Origin of the sequence: Mesorhizobium sp. M0140 (genome assembly GCF_040322475.1) — a bacterium.
Taxonomy (GTDB): Bacteria; Pseudomonadota; Alphaproteobacteria; order Rhizobiales; family Rhizobiaceae; genus Mesorhizobium.
Genome location: NZ_JAMYTM010000024.1, coordinates 43,044 through 63,353 on the forward strand (window position 1 = coordinate 43,044; position 20,310 = coordinate 63,353).

Annotated in this window: 21 protein-coding genes; 6 read left to right on the top strand and 15 right to left on the bottom strand. The window is 63.1% G+C overall.

Translation table 11 applies throughout. The features are described 5' to 3' along the window. Positions 1 to 63: 63 nt before the first annotated feature. Both NKJ37_RS22520 and denD read left to right on the top strand, forming a co-directional pair. Entirely contained in the window at positions 64 to 276 is a 213-nt protein-coding gene (locus tag NKJ37_RS22520) for a hypothetical protein (RefSeq protein WP_023810042.1), read from the top strand. A gap of 16 nt (positions 277 to 292) precedes the next feature. Then, positions 293 to 1,270, top strand: a complete 978-nt coding sequence (denD, locus tag NKJ37_RS22525) for a D-erythronate dehydrogenase (RefSeq protein ID WP_023810041.1) — start codon at positions 293 to 295, stop codon at positions 1,268 to 1,270. Between the two features lie 25 nt (positions 1,271 to 1,295). Here denD and NKJ37_RS22530 read toward each other — a convergent pair whose 3' ends face one another. The 4 genes from NKJ37_RS22530 to NKJ37_RS22545 form a co-directional block, all read right to left on the bottom strand. Further along, positions 1,296 to 2,489, bottom strand: a complete 1,194-nt coding sequence (locus NKJ37_RS22530; protein ID WP_023810040.1) for a nickel/cobalt transporter — start codon at positions 2,487 to 2,489, stop codon at positions 1,296 to 1,298. Beyond that, complete coding sequence (locus tag NKJ37_RS22535) at positions 2,486 to 3,154, bottom strand: DUF1007 family protein (protein WP_023810039.1); 669 nt, start codon at positions 3,152 to 3,154, stop codon at positions 2,486 to 2,488. The genes NKJ37_RS22530 and NKJ37_RS22535 overlap by 4 nt, the downstream gene beginning before the upstream one ends. 82 nt (positions 3,155 to 3,236) lie before the next feature. Beyond that, positions 3,237 to 4,136, bottom strand: a complete 900-nt coding sequence (locus NKJ37_RS22540; RefSeq protein WP_023810038.1) for a LysR family transcriptional regulator — start codon at positions 4,134 to 4,136, stop codon at positions 3,237 to 3,239. A 2-nt stretch (positions 4,137 to 4,138) separates the two neighbouring features. Next, positions 4,139 to 5,335, bottom strand: a complete 1,197-nt coding sequence (locus tag NKJ37_RS22545) for an amidase (RefSeq protein WP_023810037.1) — start codon at positions 5,333 to 5,335, stop codon at positions 4,139 to 4,141. Between the two features lie 540 nt (positions 5,336 to 5,875). Between NKJ37_RS22545 and odc2 the strand changes: the two genes are divergently transcribed. Together odc2 and NKJ37_RS22555 are read left to right on the top strand one after the other, a co-directional pair. Then, complete coding sequence (gene odc2 / locus NKJ37_RS22550) at positions 5,876 to 7,009, top strand: ornithine/lysine decarboxylase (RefSeq protein ID WP_023810036.1); 1,134 nt, start codon at positions 5,876 to 5,878, stop codon at positions 7,007 to 7,009. Between the two features lie 171 nt (positions 7,010 to 7,180). Continuing rightward, a complete protein-coding gene (locus NKJ37_RS22555) occupies positions 7,181 to 7,750 on the top strand; it encodes a GNAT family N-acetyltransferase (RefSeq protein ID WP_352554065.1) in 570 nt (189 codons plus the stop codon). A gap of 96 nt (positions 7,751 to 7,846) precedes the next feature. Here the strand turns inward: NKJ37_RS22555 and NKJ37_RS22560 are convergent, their stop codons facing one another. From NKJ37_RS22560 to flhA, 11 genes are all read right to left on the bottom strand, one after another. Continuing rightward, a complete protein-coding gene (locus tag NKJ37_RS22560) occupies positions 7,847 to 8,131 on the bottom strand; it encodes an SCP2 sterol-binding domain-containing protein (RefSeq protein ID WP_013529756.1) in 285 nt (94 codons plus the stop codon). 197 nt (positions 8,132 to 8,328) lie between these two features. Further along, entirely contained in the window at positions 8,329 to 8,844 is a 516-nt protein-coding gene (locus NKJ37_RS22565) for a hypothetical protein (RefSeq protein WP_023810033.1), read from the bottom strand. A gap of 97 nt (positions 8,845 to 8,941) precedes the next feature. Further along, complete coding sequence (locus NKJ37_RS22570) at positions 8,942 to 9,367, bottom strand: hypothetical protein (RefSeq protein WP_127290460.1); 426 nt, start codon at positions 9,365 to 9,367, stop codon at positions 8,942 to 8,944. A 12-nt stretch (positions 9,368 to 9,379) separates the two neighbouring features. Continuing rightward, positions 9,380 to 9,991, bottom strand: a complete 612-nt coding sequence (locus NKJ37_RS22575) for a rod-binding protein (RefSeq protein ID WP_352441887.1) — start codon at positions 9,989 to 9,991, stop codon at positions 9,380 to 9,382. Between the two features lie 129 nt (positions 9,992 to 10,120). Then, positions 10,121 to 11,014, bottom strand: a complete 894-nt coding sequence (locus tag NKJ37_RS22580) for a carbohydrate ABC transporter permease (RefSeq protein WP_023810030.1) — start codon at positions 11,012 to 11,014, stop codon at positions 10,121 to 10,123. Between the two features lies 1 nt (position 11,015). After that, positions 11,016 to 11,867 (bottom strand): carbohydrate ABC transporter permease, encoded by an 852-nt coding sequence (locus tag NKJ37_RS22585; protein WP_372337954.1) that lies wholly within the window; start codon positions 11,865 to 11,867, stop codon positions 11,016 to 11,018. Positions 11,868 to 12,060: 193 nt separating this feature from the next. Then, positions 12,061 to 13,386, bottom strand: coding sequence for an ABC transporter substrate-binding protein (locus NKJ37_RS22590; protein WP_352775058.1), 1,326 nt, complete (start codon positions 13,384 to 13,386; stop codon positions 12,061 to 12,063). A 37-nt stretch (positions 13,387 to 13,423) separates the two neighbouring features. Continuing rightward, positions 13,424 to 14,509: an ABC transporter ATP-binding protein gene (locus tag NKJ37_RS22595; RefSeq protein ID WP_352722611.1), complete on the bottom strand. Its 1,086-nt coding sequence runs from the start codon at positions 14,507 to 14,509 to the stop codon at positions 13,424 to 13,426. 179 nt (positions 14,510 to 14,688) lie between these two features. Continuing rightward, positions 14,689 to 15,072, bottom strand: coding sequence for a hypothetical protein (locus tag NKJ37_RS22600; protein ID WP_352722610.1), 384 nt, complete (start codon positions 15,070 to 15,072; stop codon positions 14,689 to 14,691). Between the two features lie 2 nt (positions 15,073 to 15,074). Then, positions 15,075 to 15,827, bottom strand: coding sequence for a flagellar biosynthetic protein FliR (gene fliR / locus NKJ37_RS22605; protein WP_127290444.1), 753 nt, complete (start codon positions 15,825 to 15,827; stop codon positions 15,075 to 15,077). Next, positions 15,824 to 17,911, bottom strand: a complete 2,088-nt coding sequence (gene flhA, locus NKJ37_RS22610; RefSeq protein WP_127326668.1) for a flagellar biosynthesis protein FlhA — start codon at positions 17,909 to 17,911, stop codon at positions 15,824 to 15,826. Before flhA ends, fliR begins: the two co-directional genes overlap by 4 nt. A 145-nt stretch (positions 17,912 to 18,056) precedes the next feature. Between flhA and NKJ37_RS22615 the strand changes: the two genes are divergently transcribed. Then, entirely contained in the window at positions 18,057 to 18,356 is a 300-nt protein-coding gene (locus NKJ37_RS22615; protein ID WP_352775061.1) for a putative quinol monooxygenase, read from the top strand. A 134-nt stretch (positions 18,357 to 18,490) separates the two neighbouring features. Further along, on the top strand, positions 18,491 to 20,272 hold the full coding sequence (locus NKJ37_RS22620; RefSeq protein ID WP_352775064.1) for a chloride channel protein: 1,782 nt from the start codon (positions 18,491 to 18,493) through the stop codon (positions 20,270 to 20,272). The last annotated feature ends 38 nt before the right edge of the window (positions 20,273 to 20,310 follow it).

Below are 20,310 nucleotides of genomic sequence, written 5' to 3' on the forward strand. Positions count from 1 at the left end.
CTGCCTCGGGAGTTGCAAAACCTTGAAAACCAGCTTGATGAACACCCGCTGCCCTGGTGCGGCGTGATGGATCGCGACACCAGGAATGCTCTTATCGCCGCAGTGTGGATCATGCTTCTGTTCGGTATCGGCGCCTACTATCTGCCGACCGTGATGCTGGCACTCGGCAGCCTTTCGACCGTGCTGGCCGGCGCCTTCGGCGTCGTCTTCGTGCTGGCGTTCTTCTCGGTGTTCTGGCTGCGGGCCCGCAACCAGCGCAAAAACCAGGGTAAATAGGCAAGGGATTTTCGATATGCGCATTCTGATCACTGGCGCCGCGGGTATGGTCGGCCGCAAGCTCATCGCCCGGCTGGCCAAGGACGGCACGCTGCGCGGCGGCAAGATCACCGCGCTCGATTTACACGATATCGTGCCGCCGCAGGCACCGAGCCTGGATGGCGTCAGCGTCACGCTGCACACCGGCGATCTCGCCGAAGCGGGTGCCGCTGAGCGCCTGGTCGCATCGCGTCCCGATGTCGTCTTTCATCTCGCGGGCATCGTATCGGGCGAGGCGGAAGCCAATTTCGATCTCGGCTACCGCGTCAATCTCGATGGCACGCGGGCCCTGTTCGATGCCATCCGGCTGGCGGGCTTTGCGCCGCGCGTCGTCTTCACCTCGTCGATCGCGGTGTTCGGCGCGCCGTTCCCGGATGTCATTCCCGATGACTTCCATCCGACGCCGCTGACCTCCTACGGCACCCAGAAGCAGATGAGCGAAGCGCTGCTGGCCGACTATTCCAGGCGCGGTTTCTTCGACGGCATCGGCATCAGGCTGCCGACGATCTGCGTGCGGCCGGGCAAGCCGAACAAGGCGGCGTCCGGCTTCTTCTCCGGCATCATCCGCGAGCCGTTGAGCGGCCAGGAGGCGATCCTGCCGGTGCCGCGCTCGGTCGTGCACACGCATGCCAGCCCGCGCTCGGCGGTCAACTTCCTGATCCATGCGGCAGGGATCGACAGCAGCGCCGTCGGGCCACGCCGCAACCTGACGATGCCTGGCGTCGCCGTCACCGTCGGCGAACAGATCGAGGCGCTGGAACGCATCGCCGGGCCGAAGGCGGTAAGCCTGATCCGCGAGGAGCCGGATGACACGATCTGGGCGATCGTCAAGGGCTGGCCAACACGGTTCGAGGCGCGGCGGTCAAGGGAACTGGGCTTCAGCGCCGAGAACAGTTTTGACGAAATCATCCGCGCGCATATCGAGGACGAACTCGGCGGCAAGATCGCGGGTTAAACCCCGAGCCTCGCGGCGCCGGGCATCATCCGCCGCTCGCCAAGCTCGCCGACAGCAACAACAATCCGAACAGGAACACGAAGGCTGCGCCGCCGATCTCGACGATCGAGTGGATGCGGTTGCCCATGCGGCCGTCGCCGGCGAAATACACCGCCCAGTTCTTGGCGGTCACCGCCAGTGTCGCCAGTGCCGATACGGTGATCGCCGTTCCCAGCGACATCGCCAGCACCGACAGCAGGCCGCCGAGCCAGAGCCCGTTGAGCAGGGCGAAGCTGAGCACGATCAGCGCGCCGGAGCAGGGGCGGATGCCGACCGCCGCCACCGCCGTCCAGGCCGTGCGCCAGTCGAAGCGGTCGCCCGACAGCAGCGCCGGATCTGGTGCATGCGAATGGCCGCAGGTGTCGCAGACTTCGCCCGCCGCGTGATCGTGATGAGCATGATCGTGTTCGGCATGATCGTGATGATCGTGCGAAGGGCCGTGCACATGGTCATGCGCGTGTAGCGCGTGCGAATGAGCATGCGCCGAATTGCTGTGAGCTGCATGGGAGTGACCGGCCTGCGAATGCGCGCCGTGCGAATGACCCCCATGAGAATGATCGGCGTGAGAATGACCGGCGTGAGCCGCCGACAGGCTGTAGGCCGGGCCTCTTCCGAACAGACGGAGGATGGAAGGGCCGAGCTTGCGCCACAGCAGCCAGGCGCCGAACAGGGTGACGAAGACAAAGCTCATGATCTCCATGAACCAGGCTGCGTCCGTCATCGAGACGGAGGTGCCGCGCAGGACGAAGTAGGCGACTCCCATCACCGCGACCGCGGTCAGGCCCTGCAGCAGCGCCGAGACGAAGGACAAGAGGATGCCGCGCCGCAACGCCACCTCATTGGCCACCATGTAGGACGAGATCACCGCCTTGCCGTGGCCGGGGCCGGCGGCATGGAAAATACCGTAGGCGAAGGACAGGCCGACGAGTACCCAGATCTTGCTGCCGTCCTGGCGCATCGCCTTCATCGCCGTCGCCAGCGCGCGGTAGAATTCCTGCTGCCTGAGATTGATCCACATCAGGATATGGGCGAACGGGCCGGTGGTGGGCGCCATGCCGTCATTGACGCCGATGCCGAGCGAACTCTGGGCATGAGCGGCGTCGGCGAAATGCATCATGGCGACAGTGAGGGCCAACAGGCCGAATGCCAAACGCAGGGACGGTTTCGTCACCGGCTTCATCCTTCTGGCTGACAGGTCAGTTCGAGCTTGGTGGCGAAGATCTTGCTCATATCGGTGCCGGTCGGGTCATTGAAAAAGGCATCGGTGAGGGTCTTCTGGTTTTCCTTGATGGCCTCGTCCGGGTCTGGACGGACCACCTTGCTGGTGCAGTTCGAGGGCAGGCCTTCAACCGTGATGTTGGAGTCCTCGGTGAAGTCGATCGCCGTGTAGAATGTCGGATCGTAGACGCCGATATCGATCTTGCCGTGGAGCTTGATCGGCACCTTAGGTTCGGACTCGAAAAGGATGATCAGCTGATCGTTGTCGAAATTGGCCATCAGATGCGGCGGCGGCGTCATCGCCACATCCTTGCCGTCGACGGTGACGAGCTGGAAGTAATTGAACTCGGCCAGCGAGGCATGAACGGTGTCGGCGACTTCCTTCAGCTCCTTGTCGTCGAGCTTCAGGTCGGAGTTCTTGTCGAACTCCATCATCACGGTCGAGGAAAACAGATCGTCGAAGCGCCAGAGATGACGCAGAGCCTTCACGCTTTGGTGATCCGGGGAGAGGATCACATCGAGGCGGGCCTCGGCGAAGACATGCGGATGCACGTAAGCGGGTCCAGTGGCGGCAAAAGTAGCCGCCAAGGCCGAAGCCAGCATGATTGCGTGCCGTTTCAGATTCATTCTCGGTCCATAGGCCTCGGAAGAGTTGCCGAGAGTTACCAGAAAGGGGGCGAAATTGGGACCACGAGACTATTGACGCCGGTCAGCCAGCCTCGCGCGTCCTGAACCACTGCACCAAAAAGTCGACGAAGACGCGGACTTTCGCCGGCAGATAGCGACGGTGCGGGTAGACGGCGAAGATGCCGCCGCCCGACAGGATACGGTCATCCATCACCGCCACCAGCCGGCCGCTCGCGAGGTCGGGCGCGGCGATGAAATCCGGCAGGACGGTAAATCCGAGACCCGCCACGGCCGCGGCTCTCGCCGTCATCGGGCTGTTGACCTCGACCGGACCGGACACCGAAACGCTCACCGGATCGCCATTGTCGCCCTTGAACGGCCAGTTGTTCAGTCCGCGGCCATTGGTGTCGACGATGCAAGGCATGCGGCTGAGATCCTGCGGCCGTGTCGGCATGCCATGCTTGGCGATCAGTTCGGGGGAGGCGCAGAGCTTTATCGAAAACGGCGCCAGCCGCCTGGCGATCAGCGACGAGTTCTCCAGCCGCGAGATGCGCACCGCAAGGTCGAAGCCCTCCTCGACCAGATCGACGAAGCGGTCGTCGAGCTGGATGTCGAGGACGATGTCGGGATGCTGCTTGGCGAAGTCGATCAGCGACTGGCCGATCGGCGCATCGGCGAAGGTGCGCGGCGCCGACAGCTTGATCCGGCCGCGCACGTCACCGGAGGATTCACGCACCGCGTCGGCCAGGCTGTCGACCTCGCGCACGATCTCCGAGGCGCGCCGGTAATAGGTGTGGCCGGCCTCTGTCATCGAGAACTGGCGCGTGGTGCGGTTGAGCAGCAAAGCGCCGAGTTCGTCCTCCAGCTCGCGCACATATTTCGACAGCAGGGCCTTGGAGCGGCCGATCTTGCGCGCCGCCGCCGAAAAGCCCTCGGCCTCGACCACGTCGATGAAGGCACGCATGCGCGTCAGTGTGTCCATGGTCAGGCCTTTCGTGCCGCGTCGAGAAGTTTCCGGCCGAGCCGTATCAGGGCAATGTCGCTGCCGGAAGGGCCAAGCAGCGACAGGCCGAACGGGGCGCCGGCGACCGAGCCGACGGGCAGTGTGATCTGTGGAAAACCGGACAGGCCGGCCAGGCACAGAAGTTGGAGCGCCCGTTCGCGATAGGCCTGGAACTGCTCCGGCGTGCTGTCCACGTAAGGTGCCGGACCAGGCACCGTCGGCAGGACAAGGAAGCCGTTCTTGCCGAGCAGGGCGCTCAGTTCGCCGCGAAAGGTCAGACGTCGCACCTTCTCGGCCTGGGCTGTCTTGTCGTCGACGGCGCGGCCAAAGCCGAAACGCTCCTCGACGCCGGGGCCAAGGCCGCGCTCGCCGCTGGTGATCCATTCGCCATGCACCGCCCAGGCCTCCCTGGCCTGCAGCCGGCGAAAGCACCAGTAGAGTTCATCGGGAGATGAGGAGAAGCGCACTCCCGGCGTCATCGGCGCGCCGAAGACCTTGCCCGCCAGCCCCTTCATTTCACCATATTCGGCAAGCGCCGGGCGGGCGACCAATCCATCCAGCCAATCCAGTGCCAGCGGCCGGTCCAACACATGCTGGTGCGGATCGCGGCCGAGCAGCAGCTTGCCGACGGTTTCGTAGGTCTCGATGTCATCGGCGAACCAGCCGAACGTGTCGAGGCTCGGCGCCAGCTTCATCGTGCCGTCGAGCGGAATGCGGCCATGCGTGGTGCGCAGCCCGATCAGTCCGCAAAAGCTCGCCGGGGCGCGGATCGAGCCGCCGGTGTCGGAGCCGGTGGCGATATCGGCCAGCCTGCCCGCCACCGCCGCCGCCGATCCCGATGAGGAGCCGCCTGTGACGCGGTCGGGTGCCGCCGGGTTCACCGGAAACGAGAAATGCGCATTCTGGCCGAACAGCGCGAAGGCAAGCTCGTCGGTCTGCGTCTTGCCGACGAAGCGTGCGCCGGCATCGAGGATCATCTGCACGGCGGGTGCGGTGCGCGAGGCTGCGTGGCTTTCGGCGAATTTTTGCAAATTGCCGCAACCGGTGCGGTAGCCGGCGACGTCGTAGATGTCCTTGACGGCCAGCCGCAGGCCGGCCAGCGGGCCTAGCTGGGCATGTGCCACTGGCATCTGGCGAAGATCGAGAAAGGCGTTGAGAGGGCCGTGCGTGCCTGTCATCGTTCGATATCCGGATACGGTTGCCGCAACATTGTTCGACGCCAGAAATTTTACAACCTGCGATACGATTTTTATTGATTGTGAAAGTCTTCGCCCTTATATCGCGCTTGCCCAAAGTCGCACGTGCCTGTGGGTGTCCGCCGATCCTCGAATGGTGAGGGAAATCGGTAAGGTAACTGGAGCTAACCCCTCCAGTCGGTCTAGCGGCCAACCGCCAGCCCGAGGACACCTTGAAGCAACGACGGTGCGGGCCTTTCTGGTGTTCTGCCGGTTGTCCAAAAACCGGGGTTACTGAAGAGGCACACCTTCATTGCCGGCAGTGCGGACGGGTCTCCCATCCAAGCCAAGGCAGACAAAGCGAACCGAGGCCGGGCAAGGCCAAGGTTCACCGCCGCGAGACGGCGCTTCATGGTTCCGGGGTCTCCACCGGCTGGTTCCATGAATTTCCGTCCCGCCTTTGTCCACCGCGAGTTCGCGAGGCCGACAGCCCGCGTCCCGCAGCCTTATTGCGCGCCGAAAGGCGCTGATGGAGAGACCCCGATGGCCACCCAGCGCATTCTTGACTTTCTCGCCACCCGACGTCCGACCGGCCCCTGCCTCGTCGTCGACCTCGATGTCGTGCGCGACAATTTCCGCGCCTTCGAGAAGGCGCTGCCTGATTCCAAGATCTACTATGCTGTGAAAGCAAACCCGGCGCCGGAAATCCTGCGCCTGCTTGCTGCGATGGGCTCGTCCTTCGACACCGCTTCCGTTGCCGAAGTCGAGATGGCGATGGACGCTGGTGCGCCGGCGGACCGCATCTCCTTCGGCAACACCATCAAGAAGGAGCGTGACATCGCACGCGCCTACCAGCTCGGCATCCGCCTGTTCGCGGTCGACTGCGTCGAAGAGGTCGAGAAGATCGCCCGCGTCGCTCCAGGCGCGCGCGTGTTCTGCCGCGTGCTGACCGATGGCGAGGGCGCCGAATGGCCGCTGTCGCGCAAGTTCGGCTGCGTGCCGGCGATGGCCGTCGACGTGCTGCGCCATGCCAAGGGGCTCGGCCTCGACGCCTATGGCGTATCGTTCCATGTCGGCTCGCAGCAGACCGACCTGACCGCCTGGGACCGTGCGCTGGCCGACGCCAAGGTGGTGTTCGCGACGCTCGCCGAAGAAGGCATCGTCTTGAAGATGGTCAATATGGGTGGTGGTTTCCCGACGCGCTATCTGCGTGACGTGCCGGCCGCCCAGGCCTATGGCCAGGCGATCTTCTCGGCGCTGCGCAAGCATTTCGGCAACGCGCTTCCCGAGACCATCATCGAGCCGGGCCGTGGCATGGTCGGCAATGCCGGCGTCATCAAGTCGGAAGTCGTGCTGATCTCGAAGAAAGCGGCCAACGACAATGTGCGCTGGGTGTTCCTCGACATCGGCAAGTTCGGCGGCCTGGCCGAGACGATGGACGAGGCGATCCGCTACCCGATCGTCACCGCGCATGACGGCACGGAGACAGCACCTTGCGTGCTCGCCGGCCCGACCTGCGATTCGGCCGACGTGATGTACGAGAAGACGCCCTATCCGCTGCCTTTGTCGCTGACGATCGGCGACGAGGTGCTGATCGAAGGCACCGGCGCCTACACGACCACCTACTCGGCGGTCGCCTTCAACGGCTTCGAGCCTCTCCGATCCTACGTGATCTGACGGCGCTTCCTCAGCGCATTTTCGGACGGCGAACCGGACACAACTTCGCCTGAAAATGCGCTGAGAGAGCCGATCAGATCATCCCAGGTGGGCGCCTGTCGTCCACCCGGGCTCGCCTGTGGAACAGATCTCCGCTCGCCAGGGATTGCGGAAATGGAAATGTCATTTGAAATGGAAATGCCAGTTGAAATTGGGGGCCACGCACCGGCCTTTGGGATGGTCGCCGAAACCGCCGCCGATGTTGCGGCGCGCGAGGCGTTGCTCGATCGGGCCATGGGGCCGAAGCGCAGGAAAAAGTCGTCGGAGAAGTTGCGGCGTGGCCGGCGGCCCTCGGAAGGGCTGGCCTTCGTCGCCCGCGATGCTTCGGGCGGCGTGGCCGGCACCGTGCGGCTGTGGGATGTCAGGCTGGGCGAGGGCGGTGCGGCCGCGCTGCTGCTTGGCCCGCTTGCCGTCGACCCGTCGCTCAAGAATGCCGGCATCGGCTCGGCGCTGATGCGCCATGCCATCGCCGAAGCGGCGCGTCTCGGCCATGCCGCTATCCTTTTGGTCGGCGATGCGCCCTATTACGCGCGCTTCGGCTTCTCGGCCGAGAAGACCGGTTCACTTGCCATGCCAGGACCCTATGAGCGGCACCGCCTGCTGGCGCTGGAACTGGTGGAAGGCGCGCTTGACGGCGTGCACGGCACGCTGAAGGCGGCCGGTCGCAAGCTGAAGGCGCAGGAATTGATATCGGCGGCCTGACACGAAGCCGCCAGCATTTCATGCAAAAACGCCGCCCGAAAAAGGCGGCGTTTTTTCGCAATTGGTGGGTGCCGCCGCCTGGGCGGCTGGATGCCTTCAGCCGATCAGCTGGCTGAGCGCCATAGCGACGGTCATGTCGCCTTCGACCTTTATCTTGCCGGTCATGAACGCCATTGTCGGGTTCAGGTCGCCAGCGATCAGCGAATCCAGATCGTCGAGCGAGAGCTTGATGGTGCAGTCGGTGGGTGCATCGGTGTTCGAAACAGTCGCGCCGTCGATGACGATGACGCCGTCGCTGCCGGTGTCGAATTTCACGGAACGATCGAACCCGCTACTGGCCACCCGCGACTTGATCTTCTCGGCAATCTCCTGAACGCTCACGCTGTTCTCCTTGTCTGGTTGCATCTGTCCCGCAACGGCGCTTCGATCCAGCCGAAGCCCATGCCGCGGTTTCGCGATCACGGTCGCTGCCGCATATAGCTTTGGGTTGACGTTTACGTCAACGCGGATTCGGGTGGCTGGTTCCTGCCCTTGCGGCAGGCGAGGCTCGATGTGACCGGGCCTGTGAGCAGGGCAACTCAGTGTTCCTTGAACGCCTTGGTCATTTCGGTCGCCGTTTCGCTTTTCTTGCGGCGCAGCCAGTTGTCGCGGATTTCGTCCTTCGACAGGAAATTGACCTGGTCGATCAGAACTTCATGCACCAAAGGCGCGCCGACACGCGCGTTGACGGTATCGCGGATTGCGGCGCGGAAGGCATCGAGATCGATGGTCGCCTTGTTGGTGAAGTCGATCTGCGGATTGGAATAGAGGTAGGAATAGACCTGGTCGGTGATCAGCGCTTCGGCCGGAATGGACAGCTTCTTTATCTGCTCGGGTTCGACGGTGTAGACGAGCTTGGTCAGGAAATAGCCGCCGATCTCAGAATCGCGGATCAGCGGCACCGAAATGATGTCGGTCTTGACGTAGTCGAGACCGCCCAGCATCGGCTTCGGCGTTTCGCCGACACCGCGCTCGCCGGCCGCCTGAAACGAATAGAACACGGCGCCGAGGGTTGCGGCGCAAATCCAGACGGCGATGGCGATGACCTTGATCATCGACTCTTGTCAGTCCCTTGATCAGTCCCTTGCGAAGGCGACGCGGCACTGCGCCGTTGCTTCGGCAGGATCTCCGAAGTGTCGCTCGTGTTCGGCATCATGCCTTCATCCAGCCGAACTCGCCGGCGGAGTAGGTGCCGTCGGTCTCGGCGCGCTGGATGGCATGCCGCAGCAGGCTGGCGACTTCGTTGACCGCGCTGAGATGCGCGAGGATCGCCGCTTCGTTCTTCGCCAGCTTCTGGCGCAGCCGGGTCAGGCCCTCGCGGTGCTGTTCGAGGAATTCGGCTTCGCTGCCGCCCTTCATGGCGCGGGTCAACTCGTAGAGGTAGCGGCTCTTGCGGGCGTTCGATGCCTTGAGATCATAGTTGGTCGCGTTGCGGATGCCGGCGGTCTCTTCCTCGACCACTTCCTCGATGCGACCGATGATGGCGGCGAGGTTGCCAGGCCGCGCGAACGGGATCGGCGCTTCCGACGCGGTCGTGCGTGCTGGCAGGTTGGAGGTGGATTCCGAAAAGTCGGCCATGGCGTTTCCCGTTTAGATCTTGATATTTGTTTTTATGGTCGTCTCGTCACCGGTCATCGACCCCGCAGCCTTGCGCTGCAATTGGTGGACCAGCGAGGTCGACAGGCTGTTTTGCTGGTCGATCTCGGTCTTTTCCAACCCGCCCGAAACCGGACCGACCGGAACCACGCGCTTGCCTTCGAGATAGTGGTCGGCAAGCATCGACTTGGCGATGCCGATGCCACCGCGTTCGGCCATCACGTCCGCGACCCGCTCGGCAAGCTGCGATTTCCACATGTCGCCGGCCAGGCCCTTGCCGTAGACGCCCTCGGTATCCTTTGGCAGCATGTTCTGGATGAAGGTCTGCAGCACCATCGCCTCGAACTTCTTGAATTTGTTGGCCGGGTCGGTTGCAGCGGCGGCCTTGTCGGCGGTGGCGCGCGACAGGATCGAGCCGGCATCGACCGAAGCGGCGGTGTCGAGTGAAAACGTGCCCGCAGCGCCGCCGGCCCGCTTTGCCAGCGCGGCGCGGGCGGTCTCGATATCCGCCGGGTCGACGGCTCGGGCCACATCCATAACGATGTCGCTGGGTGGAGAAATCGCCAAGAAAGTCCGCCTTTTACCGGTTTTCCTTAGCCAGACCATGCCTCAACAAGCTTGTGGCAGGCTTGCGGGAAGGAGAGGGAGCGGAAGTGCGGGGATCGGATCGAAGCTGCCGGCTTGGCGCCATGCGTTGTCGGGCAGTTTTTTCCATCGTCGATTTCCGCCTCAGCTTCACTCCTTGACCGCGCCCGTCATCGAGGAGACGTAGTGCTCGACAAAGAATGAATAGAGCACCACCACCGGCAGGGAGCCGATCAGCGCGCCTGCCATCAGGGCTCCCCATTCATAGACGTCCGAACGTACGAGCTCGGTAAGCACGCCGACCGGCACGGTCTTGTTTTCGGACGACTGGATAAAAGTCAAAGCGTAGATGAATTCGTTCCATGACAGGGTGAAAGCGAAGATGCCGGCGGAAATCAGGCCAGGCACCGACAGCGGCAGAACTATCTTGGTCAGGATTTGCCAGCGGCTGGCGCCGTCGATCAGCGCGCATTCTTCCAGTTCGAAAGGGATCGAGCGGAAGTAGCCCATCAAGAGCCACGTGCAGAATGGAATGAGGAACGTCGGATAGGTGAGGATCAGCGCGAACGGCGTATCGTAAAGGCCGAGGTTGAAAACCATCACCGACAGGGGAATGAACAGAATCGAGGGCGGCACGAGATAGGCCAGGAAGATCGCCAAGCCGACCTGCCGCGCCCCGGAAAACCTCAAGCGTTCGATCGCATAGGCAGCGAAAACCGCCGCCAGCAGCGACAGGAAAGTTGCGGCGGTCGAGATGATGATCGTGTTGAGAAGCCAGCCCGGATAGGATGTGTCGAAGAGCAGATACCGAATATGCTCGAGTGTCGGATGGACGACCCAGAACGGATTGAAATTGGCATAATCCGTCATCTCGAGATTGGGTTTCACCGCCGTGATCGTCATCCAGTAGAACGGGAACAGCAGCACGATGACGAAGATCAGGAGCGGCAGATAAACGGTCACCACGCGCCGGGGCAGGCTCTGGAGATAGCCCATGCCGCCTTCATCCGTGTTCGGACGATTGTTCGTTTCGATCGCGGCCATGTCAGTCTCCACCGCCCTGCTGCCATTTACGACGTTGCAAGCCGAAATAGCTGAAAAGGATCGCCGCTAGCAGGAATGGGATCATCGCCACCGCGATTGCGGCTCCCTCGCCAAGCTGGCCGCCGGAAATGCCGCGCTGGAACGAGAGCGTCGCCATCAGATGGGTGGCATTCACCGGCCCGCCGCGAGTCAGCACATAGATCAGCTGGAAATCGGTGAAGGTGAACAGGACCGAAAAGGTCATGGTGATGGCGATGATCGGCGTCAGCAGCGGCAGCGTCACATAGCGGAACAACTGCCAACGGCTGGCGCCGTCGAGCGTCGCGGCCTCGTAAAGCGATTGGGGAATCGTCTGCAGGCCGGCCAGCAGCGTGATGGCCACGAAAGGAATGCCGCGCCAGACATTGGCAGCGATCACCGAGGCGCGTGCGTTCTCCGGATCGCCAAGGAAATTGATGCGGTGATCGATCAGTCCCATTTCCATAAGCGCCCACGACAGGATGGAGAACTGCGAATCGTAGATCCACCAGAAGGCGATGGCCGAGAGCACCGTCGGCACCACCCACGGCAGCAGGACAATCGCGCGGAAGAACGATTTGAAGGGAAGGTTCTGGTTGAGGAGGAGCGCTAGCCAGAGGCCGAGCGCGAATTTCAGGATCGAAGCGCTGATCGTATAGAGCAAGGTGTTGAAGACGGAGAGCCAGAAGACGGCGTCGCTCCACAGATATTCATAGTTTTCGATGCCGATGAAGATGCCGGGGCGGCCGATGCGGGCATCGGTGAAGCCGAGCCAGACGCCGAGCCCCAGCGGATAGGTCAGGAAGACAAGCAGCAGTGCAGCCGCCGGAAGCATGAAGCCGAAGCCAAGTGCGTTCCGGCTTTCGCTCCAGCGCGACAGAATCCGTGAGAAGATCGAAGGTCGCGGCTGGATGGCAGCTGACGGCACGGCCATGGGTTGGCTCCTGCTGAGGTCTCATTGATAGGCCGGATCGGCCGCGACGCAATCCGAAGCCAGCCGGGCAGCCGCGCTGCCCGGCTGAGCCGGCTCAAACGCGATAATAGCGATTTGCCCGCTTCTCGGCCTCTTCCATTGCCTCTTGCGGCGTCGCCTGGCCGGTCACCGCTTTGGCGAACATGTCGACCAGCACGTAGTCGGCCATGGTTGCCGCCGAGGCATAGCCGAGCGGCCCGGCATAGCCGTTAGGCCGCAGAGTAGCCGAAGCCTTGGCGTAAGCGGCGTTGTTGGGATCGGCGGTCCATACGGGGTTGTTGTCGAATGCCTTCAGTGTCTGGCAGCAATATCCGGCCGAGGAGGTGATCCAGTCCTTCATTTGCGGTTCCTCGAACATGAACTGCAAATACGCCTTAGCCGCGTTGGGGTAGGGCGTGTAATTGAAGATGACAGCCGTGGTCACCTGGAACAATTCGACGGATTTGCCGACAGGACCGATGGGCAGGTTGGTCGTGCGTATGTCCTTGGCGATTTCAGCCAGCTTTGGATCTTTGTCCTTGTTGATCTTGGCCGTGTTGTAGGCGGAAATTCCATTGGCGATCACCCCCAGTTCGCCGGCCAGGAAGGCGCGGTTGTTGTTGACGTCGAGCCAGCTTTCGGTGCCTGGAATGAAGGTCTTGTAGAGCTCCTGCGCGTATTCGATCGCCTTGAGGGTCTCGGGGCTGTTGATCGTTACCTTGCCACTCTCGTCGACCATCTGGCCGCCATGGCTCCACAGCAGCCAATGAGCATAGTTGTTGCCGTCGCCGACGCCATGGCCATGCGTGAAGCCGGCCGGATGTCCCTTCGCTTGCAAGGCCTTGCAAAGTTCCAGGAAGCCTTTCGTATCCTTGGGAAACTCCGAAAAGCCGGCCTCTTTCACCCAGCTTTCCCGATAGACGATGGCATTGCCGATCGTGGCCAGGGGCAGGCCGACGAACTTCCCGGCGCGTGTCGCATATTGCTTAGGTCCCTCGTGCCAGCCACCGTATTTCGCGCCTAGATACTCACCCAGTTCGCTCACGTCGTGCAGCTTGTCGGGATATTGGTGCGGGTCATCGAACCAGACGAACATCAGGTCGGGGCCGGACCCGACATTGGCGGCGACCGCCGCCTTGGGACGAATGTCCTCCCAGCTTTCCTTGTCGACGCGAACCTCGACACCGGTCGCTTCGATGAAGCGCTTGGTGTTGGCCAGCCATTGGTCCTCGTCGCCGTGGACGAAAGGCGACCAGCGCAGCAGTCTAAGCTTGGCGCCATCCTCGGGTTTGTATTTCAGTCCGTCCTGGGCAAGGGCCGGAGAGCTGATGAACCGACTTCCCAAGGCACCCGCCGCCGCGCCGGCGGTGGTGCGGATCACGTCGCGTCTGGTGAACTTCATGCTCGTTTCCTCCTGTTTGTTGTCCTTGCCTATGGTCCTACTGATCGGTACGTGTTTGGAATCTCTGTCCGGTTTCTGCGTGAAAGAGATGAATGAGGCTGGGCTCGGCCGTAAGCCGGATGGTTTCGCCCGGCGTGAAGGAATGTCGTTCCCGGAAATTCGCGACGATCTCTTCGCCGCCGGCTGTCCTGCCGATGAGCTGCACTTCGGACCCGGTTGGTTCAACCACCGCGACGGTGACCGGAATGCCCTGCTCGTCGGACAGCCGCAAATGCTCGGGCCTTATTCCCAGCACCACAGGCTCGCCGTTGCGGATGGAAAGTGCCGAGGCCAACGGCACTGAAATCCCCCCGGCGCCGCGGAACGAGGGTGAGCCGTCGGAAGCGATCTCGCCCCTCAGCAAATTCATGGCCGGCGAGCCGATAAAGCTGGCGACAAAAAGATTGTTCGGCCGGTCATAAAGTTCCAGCGGCGGCCCTATCTGCTCGACGATGCCGTCATGCATGACCACGATCTTGTCAGCCATAGTCATGGCTTCGATCTGATCGTGAGTGACGTAGACTGTCGTGGTCTTGAGGCGCTGGTGCAGTTCCTTGATCTCGGCGCGCATCTGCACCCTGAGTTTGGCGTCGAGATTGGACAGCGGTTCGTCGAAGAGAAACACCGCCGGATCACGCACGATCGCGCGGCCCATTGCGACGCGCTGGCGCTGGCCGCCGGAAAGCTGCCGAGGATAGCGCGCCAGCAACGGCACCAGCCCAAGGATTTCGGCTGCGCGGCGCACGCCGGCATCGCTCTCCGGCTTGGAAACTCCTTTGAGCATCAGCGAGAACGCCATGTTCTCGGCGACGGTCATGTGTGGATAGAGCGCATAGTTCTGGAAGACCATGGCGACGTCGCGCTCCTTGGGCGCAACGTTGTTGACGACACGTTCGCCAATCGCGATCTGGCCGCGTGAAATCTTTTCCAGGCCGGCGATCATTCTGAGAAGGGTTGATTTTCCGCAGCCCGACGGTCCGACCAGAGTGACGAACTCGCCGTCCTCGATGTTCACGCTGACCCCGTGCAGGATCTCGACAGCGCCGAATGATTTATAGACTTCGCCAATTGCGACAGACGCCATCGGTCCTCCCAACAATTCCTGCGACGTCGTCGAAGGAACAAACGCTTCCGCCAGCGACAGCCCTGGCTCCTCCCAGGCTCACGCTAGGCCAAACGGTAGCGCTACCAAACCGGGCTGTAAAGCGTTTACGGGAAGGCCGAACCTTGGAGGGTCCGCTTCGCGCCACACAATCCTCCCAGCTACTCCTCGCCCTGCTTCTGCGCGATGATATCGAGCCGCTCGCGGTCGGAGCGTTCGCGTTCGTCGCGGTTGCGTACGTCCTTGTAGGCGCGCTCGACCATGTTGGTGCGGGCGGTCGCCGCGGCGATGAGGTTGGCTTCCTGCCTGGCGCTCGCCAGGTTCGCCTCCTGGCGCACCACCGCCTGGGCAATGCGGCGATGGTAGAGATCGGGAAACAGGGCGGAGAGCGAATCGGCCTGGTCGAAATGGCCGACCAGTTCCTTGGCCTCGGCCTCGGCGGTACTGGCCGCCGCAAGGAAGGTGGCGTGGCGGGTTTCGTGCAGCGCCTTCAGCTGTTCCTGCACCTTGACCAGCTTCTTGAGGCGGTCCTTGCGCGTGCTCATTTCTACCTCGCCAATGTCAGGTCGACGAAGCCGTCGACGAACAGCGACAGCATGGTGCCGACGGCGAAATAGAAGATGATCATGCCGCCGGCGATGATGAAGGGCTGGGAGATGAAATAGATGGGGATCTGCGGGGTCAGCTTGTTGACGAAGCCGATCGTCAGATTGACGAGAATGGCATAGGCGACGAACGGGCTGCCGAGGCGGATGACCAGGAAGAAGGTGTCCGACACCGTGTCGGTGACATCGACAAGGGCTGCCTGCGGGTTGAAGAAGATGTTGACCGGCGCGACCGTGTAGGAGGAAACCAGCGCGCGTATTATTTCGTGGTCGAAATCGAAGACGAACAGCATCAAAAGCGCCGAGAACGAGATGATGGCGGCAAGGGCTGCCTGGGGTTCGGGCTCCTCGATCGCCGGTCCGCCGCTGCCGCCATAGCCCACCAGCATGGCGATGGCCGAGCCCATGAAGCGCAGGGCTTCCATGTAGAGCCTGGTCATGGCGCCGATCAGGCCGCCGACCAGAAGTTCCGAGATGATCATCGGCACCAGGATCTGGGGGCGCGGGTCGACGAAAGGAAAGATCTTGTCCCACAGGAAGGCGAGCAGGCCGCCGGTGGCGGCGACCGCCACGAACAGCCTGACCTGGACCGGGACGCGGGCGCTGGAGAGGCCCGGCATCAGCATGAAACAGGCGCCGATGCGGCAGAAAGCCAGGAATGCCGCGATGACGACGCCTTGCGACAGCACGCTCACGATATGGTTCCGAGCACCTTGATCTCGACGCCCTTGGCGATTTCAACATGGCTGAGCACCGGCAGCGTGGTGAACAGGCGCTCGATGATCATGCGCACATAGGGGCGGGCGTCGGGCGCGGTGACGAGGACGAAACGCTCGCCGGCTTCCAGATATTTCTTGATCGCCTTGGTCGCGTCCTGGCCGAACTCCTCGAGCTGGCGCGGGTCGATGTCGAATTCGCGCACCTCGCCCTTGGCGTCGCGCTTGAGGCTCTGGTGGAAGGCGAGGTCCCAGCGGTTGCCGAGGCGCAGCACCTTCAGCACGCCGCCCTCGGACAGGTCGCCGCAGATCTGCTGGGCCATGCGGATGCGGACATGCTCGACGATCTGCTCGGTGCGGCGCACATGCGGCGCGATCTCGGCGATCGCCTCGATGATCAGGTGCAGATTGCGGATCGAGACGCGTTCGGCCAGCAGCAGCTTCAGCACCGCCTGCAGGCCGGGATAGGAGATGTGCGTGGTGCAGATCTCGTCGGCGAGCTTGCGGTACTCCTGGTCCTGGCGTTCGAGCAGCGCCTTCATGTCCTTGTAGGACAGAAGCTGCGGCAGGTTGTTGCGGATGACCTCGGAGAGATGGGTGAGCAGCACCGACATGTTGTCGGCGAAGGTGTAGTTCTCGCGCTTCAGATCCTCGGCGAAGGCTTCGACCACGGAATAGGCGCGCATGCCGAAGGCCGGCTCGCGGATTTCCTCGCCCGGTATCTCGGGTATGTCGCGGTTGCCGAGCAGCACCATGATCTCGCCGACGCGCATCTGATACTCGGCCACCACGGTGCCGTGCACCTTGATCTGGTAGCTCTTCGGCGGGATGGCGAAATCGTCGGCGACGCGCACCTCCGGCACCACGAAGCCATATTGGGTGGCGAATTTCTTGCGCATCTTGCCCATGCGGAAAACCAGTTCCTGATGCGACGTCAGCAGCCTTGTCGACAGCTGCTTGCCTATCAAAAGCTCGATCTCGGCGGTGGCGAGCGAGGCCTTGACCGAGTTCTTCTCCTCCTCGACCTTAGTCGCCTTTTCCTGGTCCTTGATCGCCTCGGCTTCGGCGACGGCGCGGTTGGCGCGCATCGGGATGACGTAGCCGAGGCCGGCCATGCCGGCGGCCAGCGCAAAGAACGGGAACAGCGGCAGGCCGGGCATCAGGCCGAGCAGCACCAGCAGCGATGCCGCGACATAGAGGGCGCGCGGGTGGGCGCCGAGCTGGCCGAACACCGCCTGGTTGGTCGAGCCGCGCGTGCCGCCCTTGGAGACGAGCAGGCCGGCGGCGAGCGACACGATCAGGGCCGGGATCTGGGTGACGAGGCCGTCGCCGACCGACAGCTTGATGAACACGTCGGCGGCTTCGCCCATGCCCATACCGTGCCTGATGTAGCCGATGGCGATGCCGCCGACGATGTTGATGGCGGTGATGATGAGGCCGGCGATGGCATCGCCGCGCACGAACTTCGAGGCGCCGTCCATCGAGCCGAAGAAAGAAGATTCTTCTTCCAGTTCACGGCGGCGCAGCTGCGCTGTCTTGTCGTCGATCATGCCGGCCGACAGGTCGGCGTCGATCGACATCTGCTTGCCTGGGATGGCGTCGAGGGTGAAGCGGGCGCCGACTTCGGCGATACGGGTGGCGCCCTTGGTGATGACGATGAAGTTCACCACGATCAGGATCATGAAGACGATCAGGCCGATGACGAAGTCGCTGGCCATCACCAGCTTGGAGAAGCCGGCGATGACATAGCCGGCGGCATGCGTGCCCTCATTGCCATGCGACAGGATCATGCGCGTGGTGGCGATGTTGAGCGACAGCCGCAGCATGGTGGCGATGAGCAGCACGGTCGGGAACGACGAGAAATCGAGCGGCCGCTGGATCCACAGCGCCACCATCAGGATCAGCACCGAAAGTGCGATCGAGAAGGCGAGGCCGATGTCGATGAGAAAGGCCGGAATCGGCAGGAACAGCACGGCCAGGATGATGACGATGCCGATGGCGAAGAAGACGTCGCGGCCGTTCTTGGCCACCGCGCCGGGCTGAATGCTTTCGCTGATCGCCATATCGTCCTCAAACCCCATAGACTGCCGAGCGCGCGACAGCCCTGTGAGGGTAGCCCGCCAAGCTTGCGCGAGGGTGGGAGACTGGCTAGTTCGAACGATCATGCGCAGGTCGCCGGTCGGCCGGCTCGCAAAGAAGGGAAAACCCATGCTTCTGATCATCGGCACCATCCGCTTGCCGCCTAACAAATTGGAGGAAGCCAGGCCCGCTATGGAACGCATGGTTTCCGGCAGCCGCGCCGAGCCCGGCTGTGTCGAATATTCCTATGCGCAGGATGTTTTCGATGCCGGGCTCATCCGGGTCACGGAAGTCTGGAGCGACAGGACAGCGCTCGATGCGCATTTCCGCTCGGCGCACATTGCGGACTGGCGTGCGAGCTGGCCGGCGCTTGGCATAGGCGAGCGCAACCTCGTGCTCTATGAAGCCGGCGTGCCTATGCCGACCTGAACGGTCCATCGGCCGATCGATATCGCGCCCGCTGTCGCCAATGTGGTGTCTGTCGGCATTGTGGTTGCCATGCCGTGCCGCCGGGCGTATCAGGCTGGCTTTCCACTGCCTTTCGATATCGGCGAGCCGCCCCGGTGCTTTCCAGAAACCACAGCGAAGTCTACGCCCGCCGGCTGCGCGCGGTGCTGATCAGGTCGTTGCCTCTGCTTGAGGCACGCGGCATCGTGGTGGTCATCCTCGCAGGTGTCGTAGGCGTGATGGCTGGCATATTGGTCACGGCGATGAGCCAGATCGTGCAGGACCTGCACGGGCTGCTGTTCGGCGTTCAGCCAGGCGGCCGGCTTTCCGGCATGTTCTCGCTCGCCAATCCGATGCAGGCGCTGATACCGGCGATCGGCGGCATGCTGCTGGGGCTGACGGTGGTCTGGCTCAGGATACGGAAATTCCGCACGCCGATCGACCCGATCGAAGCCAATGCGCTCTATGGCGGGCGCATGTCGCTGACCGACACCTTCATCATCGCCGGCCAGACGATGATCTCCAGCGGTTTTGGCGCCTCGGTCGGGCTGGAAGCCGGCTATACGCAGGTTGGCTCCGGGCTGGCATCGCGGCTGGCGGGCATCTTCAGGCTGCGCCGCAACGATGTCCGCATCCTGGTCGGCTGTGGTGCGGCCGGCGCCATCGCCGCCGCCTTCGATGCACCGCTGACCGGCGCCTTCTACGGCTTCGAATTGGTCATCGGCATCTACTCTGTCGCCAATGTCGCACCGGTCTTGACAGCCGCGATCTGCGCCTCGCTGACCGCCGAAATGTTCGGCGGCGTGCCGTTTCCGCTCGAGCTTTCGGGCCTGCCTGCGCTCACCGCCAGCCAGTATGTGCCGTTCCTGCTGCTCGGCCTGCTCGGCGGTGCCGCCTCGATCGCCATCATGCATCTGGTGACGTTGATCGAACGTGGTTTTGCCAGACTGTCGATCGATGCGGCGCTGCGCCCCGTCATCGGCGGCGTCATCGTCGGGCTGCTGGGTCTTATCACCCCGCAAGTGCTGTCAAGCGGCCATGGCGCGCTGCATCGCGAATTCTCGATGAATTACGGGCTGGCCGTGGTGGCCAGCGTCTTCGTGCTCAAGCTGACGGCGTCGGCGGTGTCGCTGGGGTCGGGTTTTCGCGGCGGATTGTTCTTCGCCTCGCTGTTCCTCGGCGCGCTGCTCGGCAAGGCATTCGCGGATGTGATGATCGTCGTCTCGCCGGCAACCGGCATCGACCCTGCCGTTGCCGCCGTCGTCGGCATGACGTCGCTCGCAGTCGGTGTCGTCGGCGGTCCGCTGACGATGACCTTCCTGGCGCTGGAATCGACCCGCGACCTGACGCTGACCGGCGTCGTACTGGCCGCCTCGATCATGTCGGCGATCCTGGTGCGCGAAACCTTCGGTTACTCGTTCTCGACATGGCGCTTCCATCTGCGCGGCGAGACCATCCGCAGCGCCCACGATGTCGGCTGGATGCGCAGCCTCACAGTCGGCTCGATGATGCGCAAGGACATCAAGACCATCTATGCCTCGACGACGCTGGCAGCCTTCCGCAAGCAAGTGCCGCTCGGCTCTGCCCAGCGCGTCATCGCCGTCGACGCGGGCGACCACTATGTCGGCGTGCTGATCGTAGCCGAACTGCACAGCGATCCTTCCGGCGGCGAGGTCCCGGTGCGCGATCTTGCCAAATACAAGGACGCGGTGCTGGTGCCGAGCATGAACGTGCAGGCCGCCGCGGAAACATTCCAGCGGGCGGGCGCCGAAGAACTCGCTGTCGTCGAGGATTTCACCGACCACATCGTGCTGGGGCTGTTGACCGAAGGCCATTTGATGCGGCGCTATGCCGAGGAGCTCGACAAGGCGCGCCGGGACCTGTCGGGCGAGGGGTGACGGGAGGGCCAAGCGGGGTGCCTGCGACAGGGGGCGCG